The following is a 3,589-nucleotide window of genomic DNA, read 5'->3' on the forward strand; positions in this document are numbered from 1 at the left end:
TTATCATTTTCTTTGTGGGTTTAATACCCCACCGTCTACACGGTGTTCAAAATTACTTGGGGTGAGAATCCCCATGTAATTTTCCTCCTGTCTCCTGTCTCCTGTCTCCTGTCTCCTTCTTCAATTCCCCCTACTTCCTACTCCCTAATACCTCTATTCTGCAGAGGTCTAATGGTATTGCACAGTGAGGAATAATTTTAGATTTTTGATGAACAAGATTTTGAATTTGAAAATTGCTGTAATGATTAATATTAGTTTTTTTAGTCAAAGTCTAAACTAATTTTTGGCAATATAATTCCATAATTTGCCACCATTTTTTAATGGTATCTAATACTAATTTGAAAAAAGTATTTTAAAAAAAATAAGGGTAGTAAGGACGAATAGCCATTAGTTTTATAGGAGATGTTCCTTTGACTAAAAAGAAGCGTTGCATATTTGTGGGATAATTGTATGCTTGGACAAAAAAGAAGTATGAAGTATTAAGGATGAGATTTACCTGTTCAAAAAAGATTCATCCCTTGATTCAGCAACGCCAAAAAGATAAGTTATGAACTCAAAAATGGAAATGGTATCTAAGCTTTTCATTCTGATTCCTAAAAAATCTCCTAGCTATTTGTAGCAAACATTTATAAAGTTGGTATAACTCTAGAATATCTAGTGATTTGTTTTACCTTTCTGTTGATGAAATTTACTTACTAAAAAAACAAGCGTTTTTAAATGATTTCCCGTCGCAATGAATACATATATTTAATCATGTAGACATTTTTTCTCTAGATTTTAATCATCAAGTTATTAACTTCTATTAACATTAAATTTATCTACTTGATAGTGAAAGTAGTTACTTTTAAATACATACAGAAAATTCAGTGGTATATGAGGTAATAAAGATTAACTATAAAGTACGGGCATATTTCCCGCCACACATGTACCTCATTGATTATGAAATATCCTGTATATATTTAAGCTTTTAAAGTTTTTAATATCCTTTTTGAATAAATGAACTACACCAAACCATTCTAAGTAGAAAATGGTAAATTTTGGGCGCTATGTATCAAATTATAAATTAGCTCAAAAGTTGGTATTCATTGCCTTGAGTATTTTTTTGATTAAAAATGTAACCTCTTTTTTTTAGCTTGCTCTACTTAATATCAAACTTAAACTAAATTTAGTTAATTTTTTTGGGCGACATAACAATAACTAACTAAAAAATAAAACTTTCCTTAACATTGAAACAGAAATTATTTTTCTCAAATTGTGCTAAAATCACAGTAACTATAGTTACTATTAACAAAATATGTCTTTGGCAACAATACCCTTAATTGGCTTGAAAGCAGATAATTTTCGGCATCCATTAGACTTAGAAGCAACTAATACAATCAAACAACTACCAGGCATAGATTTATTAGTTAGGCAATTATTAGGACCATTAGGAGAGCAATTTTTCTACATGGAAAATATTGCATCTAGTGTATTAGTAGGCGAGAATCAATTACCACATTTATACAAAATACTTTTAGATGCTTGCCAAACAGTAGACTTAGAACCACCACAATTATATGTTCGTCAACATCCTGTTCCCAACGCTTATACATTTGCCATGCGAGGTAAGCAACCTTTCATTGTTGTTCATACATCTTTGATAGAATTACTCAGCTTAGAAGAAATTCAAGCAGTATTAGGTCACGAACTAGGACATCTTAAATGCGAACATGGAGTATACCTTACTTTAGGTAATTTAATTGTACTGGCTGCTGGACAAATTTCGACATGGGGTGGTATTATAGCTCAAAGCATACAAAATCAAATACTAGAATGGGTCAGGTGTGCAGAATTTACTTGCGACCGCGCAGCTCTATTAGCAACACAAAACCCAAAAGTAGTTGCATCAGTTCTGATGAAGTTGGCAGGTGGTTCTCCGAGTATATCTGCTCAGCTTAATGTTGATGCTTTTTTAGCTCAGGCAAGAGCTTACAAAGAATTTAGTAATACGGAACTGGGTGAAGTTTTAAGGCAACTTCAAACAGCTCAACTAACCCATCCATTACCTGTATTGCGTGCTAGAGAAATTGACAGATGGTCAAGTAGTCAAAAATATCAGGATATCTTGCAAAATTTGACAAGAAGTGATTATAATAGTCAAAGTAAGGGCGGGTGGCGAAATTGGTAGACGCACCACACTCAAAATGTGGCGACTTCGGTCGTGAGAGTTCGAGTCTCTCTCTGCCCAGTTATACTAAAATGAGTTTATATTTGAAGATATGGCACAAAGGTTGAAAAGATGGGAGTCTCCTCGTTACCAGGGAAGAAATATTAAAGGCAGAGGAGGAAATGTTAGGTTAAGGCAAGTCAAAAAGCAACAACAGCAACTAAGAAAAAATCTCAAAAATCAGGAAAGTGGGAACCAAGGTTCCCATTTTTTATTTTTTTTTATAAAACTTTGATCGAACTTGATACATGATTAGTACTTATAACCCACATTCCGCATGACAAAATGTAGTACATGAACAGGGGAAAACTTGAGTAAGTATTTAGACTCAAGAAAAAAAAACCTCAAACTGTAATTCTAGACAAGAGGTGAAGATCAAAAAAGAGGAGAAAATGTCAATAGAAGTAAGTAACCTAGACCCAGATCGGATTAGTAGCAGGAATTATTGATGAGATTGGCATAGAAAAGAAAATTAATCAACTACGCGGGAGTTCAGTTACCAGAAAAAATAACAGGGGGTTAAGTAGTTAAAGGAATGCTCTTAAATGGGTTAGGATTAGTTGAATCTCCATTATATTTGTTTAGTCAATTTTTTGAGGGGAAAGCTATAGAACATTTAATTGCCCAAGGGGTGAAAGCAGAGTATTTTAACGATGATAGATTAGGAAGGGTATTATATCATGTCCGGTAGCATCGTTTGTGTATAGAATTAGGTTAAAATTGGAAGAAACCCTTCTGCCTTCCTTACCACCAAAGTCTAATTATTCAACCGGACATGATATTAGACCAACTTGATCGCACAGGATTAAATCAGATTTTCATGTCTGTGGTGTTAGAAGCAGTGAAAATTTTCAGAAGCGAAACCAGCACAGTCCACCTAGATTCAAGTTCATTTAGGCCGTCCTACTAATAGACCAACTTTACCCTGGATATTTCAATGTTTTCAGTCGATTTATTTATTGATTAATTCTGGAGTTAAGAGCATATCTAATCTCACTTATGAGCGTTTAGAGTTATTGAAGTTTTTTCCTCCAAGTTGTCAAAGATATAGCAATGAGCGCTCAGGTATTTACAATGTCCAGCTCAAAGTGCACTCTAGAAAAGGTGTACAAAAAATAATGTGTAAATATGCCAGCGCACATTGCTATACTATCTACTCAGTGGATAAACTTGAGATGAAAACAGGTATAAGGCCCAAAAACATCAACAATTGAATAGCAGTGTAAAATTAAGCACTTGGCAATTATTAAAATGCGATCGCTAAGGGTGATAGAAGGACTTTGGCAATTTTTGGAGATGTCTACTGATGAGTTCCGGCAACTGATGTCATTCTCAAAAGCATTCATGGAGTACAGCAGGAATAACAAGCAAGTTAAAACCCCT

Annotated in this window: 2 protein-coding genes and 1 tRNA gene; all 3 read left to right on the forward strand. The window is 34.0% G+C overall.

Annotation, left to right across the window (positions count from 1 at the left end; translation table 11 throughout):
- Window positions 1-1,294: 1,294 nt before the first annotated feature.
- Window positions 1,295-2,167: a M48 family metallopeptidase gene (locus F6K13_RS23730; protein ID WP_124146155.1), complete on the forward strand. Its 873-nt coding sequence runs from the start codon at window positions 1,295-1,297 to the stop codon at window positions 2,165-2,167.
- Window positions 2,146-2,227 (forward strand) — tRNA-Leu (locus F6K13_RS23735). Before F6K13_RS23730 ends, F6K13_RS23735 begins: the two co-directional genes overlap by 22 nt.
- A 514-nt stretch (window positions 2,228-2,741) precedes the next feature.
- Window positions 2,742-2,897 (forward strand): DUF4277 domain-containing protein, encoded by a 156-nt coding sequence (locus tag F6K13_RS35870; RefSeq protein WP_124146157.1) that lies wholly within the window; start codon window positions 2,742-2,744, stop codon window positions 2,895-2,897.
- The last annotated feature ends 692 nt before the right edge of the window (window positions 2,898-3,589 follow it).

It is taken from the genome of Okeania sp. SIO2B9 (assembly GCF_010672505.1).
In the GTDB taxonomy this organism is placed as follows: domain Bacteria; phylum Cyanobacteriota; class Cyanobacteriia; order Cyanobacteriales; family Microcoleaceae; genus Okeania; species Okeania hirsuta.

Excerpts from the sequence above, each read along its gene's own strand:
- F6K13_RS23730 (WP_124146155.1), top strand. The coding sequence starts at position 1,295 with ATGTCTTTGGCAACAATACCCTTAATTGGCTTGAAAGCAGATAATTTT.
- F6K13_RS35870 (WP_124146157.1), top strand. The coding sequence starts at position 2,742 with ATGCTCTTAAATGGGTTAGGATTAGTTGAATCTCCATTATATTTGTTT.